The organism is Tunicatimonas sp., from assembly GCF_049647865.1.
GTDB lineage: Bacteria > Bacteroidota > Bacteroidia > Cytophagales > Cyclobacteriaceae > Tunicatimonas.
This window is the reverse complement of record NZ_JBARYM010000795.1, coordinates 1-2,595: the sequence shown is the minus strand read 5'-3', so window position 1 is coordinate 2,595 and position 2,595 is coordinate 1. Positions and strand designations below refer to the sequence as shown.

Below are 2,595 nucleotides of genomic sequence, written 5' to 3'. Positions count from 1 at the left end.
ACCATAGGTAGCGTGGCCTATACCGATTTCCAATGAAGACAGGCGCTGACCTACGGTTGGTTTGGTTTTTTCGCCTACCGCTAGCTTGGCGGGGTTGCCGCTCAGTGCTACTGCTAGCTCCAGCAGGTTTTTCTTCACTTGGTACAATTGCTGATCCAGCGACCCGGGAACCGCTGGCGCCTGGGCCAGAGCTGCTTGCATCCGATCAGCTTTGGTCAGAGCATTGCTAAGCGAGACCTCCAGGGCAGTAGCCGAGCGTAGAGCATCTTCGTAAGATCGCCAAAATTTAGCCGTTTCCTGGGCAGTAGCTCCTTCTAGTGCTCCTTCGCGTAACGGAACAACCTCAAAGCTGACGGGCTCCGATAGTTCGTTGATCTCGCCGTCTACTTGCTGGTAAAGTGTGGCGGTATACGTACCGGGAGCTACCATTAGGCCCTGCGGTGGTTCTTCATCTTCACTGGGTTGCTGATCCAGATGAATAGGGTAAGGCGAGGGGTAGCGCAAATCCCAGGCTACCCGGTGGAAGCCACTTTCGGTAGGGCCATCTACCCGGCGAATGGCGTTGCCCTGATCGTCTTTAATCGCTAGCCAGATTTTTGGTTCGACCTGATTTGTTTCAGTAGCTAACTTCTCCCAACCGGGAAAAGGTACATTCTGATTTTGAGCGTTAATATCCTTCTCCTGCTTCATCCGCTGGTCTTCCTGGGTAGATAGTCCATCCTTGAGATAATAAGTCAGCACTGCCCCAAAAGGAGGGTTAGGAGCTACGAAGTGAGAAGCCCCCTGCGATCCCTTTTCGTCATCAAAACTTAGGTGAGAACGGGGCACGTACCAGTCAGCATCCTGCGGTTCAAACAGGGTAGCTTCAGCTACCAGTTGCTCTTCCGATACTCCTCGTAGCACACTGTAATCATCTAGGATATAAATGCCCCGCCCGAAGGAAGCAGCTACCAGATCATCCTCTCGTTTCTGAATAGCCAGATCGCGGAAGGAGATGGTTGGTAATCCGCCAGTTAGTTCCGTCCACTGACTGCCGCTATTGTTGGTAAAGTAAATGCCGAATTCCGTCGCCAGAAACATTAGTTCGGGCTTCACGTGATCCTGCACAATGCGCCAAACTAAGGTTCGGTCGGGAAGATTGTTTGCCATTGATTGCCACGTGCGGCCCCGGTCAGTACTCTTTACCAAGTAGGGTTGAAAGTCGCCGTACTTATGATTATCCAGCACTACGTACACGGTATTGGCATCGTGCAAATCAGCTTTAATATCGTTCACGAAGGCAGTGGCCGGTACGCCAGGCATACTACCTACATCAATCTTCCGCCAGTTATTTCCTCCGTCTTCGGTCACCTGCACAATGCCATCGTCGGTACCCGCGTAAATCAGCCCATCTTGCTGCGGTGATTCGGCTAAAGAAGTAACTGTATTATAATTGGACATGGCGCCTACATCCCAGGCTCCATCCCAGCTTTGCACTCGCCCCATAATCGGCAACTCGAACCGGTCTTGGTTCTTGGTTAAGTCATCAGAAATTGCTGTCCACTCATCGCCCCGGTTATCAGATTTCCAGACCCGCTGAGAAGCAAAGTAAATACGCTTGGGATCGTGGGGACTAACCAGAATAGGCGAATCCCAGTTGAAGCGCTCGTAGTTTTCATCCGCTGCTGGTTGGGGCTGAATATCTACTACTTCGCCGGTCGTCATATCAATGCGCGATAGCGTTCCTTCCTGCCGTTCGGCGTACACAATGTCAGGATTACCCGGTTCAGTAGCTGGTTGGTGACCATCCCAGTTCAGCACTACTCGCCAATCAGAATTCTGGATGCCGTGCACGTTATCGGTTTGGGATGGGCCGCCCTGGGTGCTATTGTCCTGCGTTCCACCGTAAATATTGTAATACGGCTCAGTATCGTCCAGCGCAATTTTGTAATACTGGGTAACGGGAAGATTTTCCATAAAGCGCCAATGATCTCCTAGATCAAAGCTTTCGTACAGACCTCCGTCGGTACCCACTAACAAGTATTCGGGATCATCTTTTCGGAAGGCAACGGCGTGGTTATCACCGTGCTTGTGGGCATTGTTCAGTCGCTTAAAGGTTTTCCCGCCATCTTCGGAATATTGCATGTGGGAATCTACCAGGTACAGCCGCTCAAACTGATGGGGCGAAGCATAGAGTTCCTGATAATAATGAGGGCCAGTAGCTCCAGCTACGGCGTCGGATCGCTTTTCCCAGGTACCCCCTCGGTCAGCCGAACGATAAACTCCTCCCTTACGACGATCCAGCTCAATTGCGGCATACACAATATCCGGCTGCTGAGGAGAAATAGCTAATCCAATCTTGGCCATATTTCCTTCGGGCAATCCGGTAGTCAGCTTTTCCCAGGTTTCACCCCCATCTTGACTACGGTGAATACCTGAACCGGGACCGCCGCCCAAATAAGAGGCTACGGTACGGTGCCGCTGCCAGGTGGCGGCGTACATCCAGTCGGGATTACGCGGATCAACCGCAATATCGGTCACCCCTACCCACTCGTCATCACCTAGGGTTTTATTCCAGGTCTCCCCACCATCGGTAGATTTGTACAGACCACGTTC

Annotated in this window: 1 protein-coding gene; it reads right to left on the bottom strand. The window is 51.9% G+C overall.

All coding sequences use genetic code 11. The features are described from left to right. Nucleotides 1–2,595: glycosyl hydrolase (locus tag WBA23_RS23040; RefSeq protein WP_424584629.1), on the bottom strand; the 2,595-nt coding region annotated here is incomplete at both ends.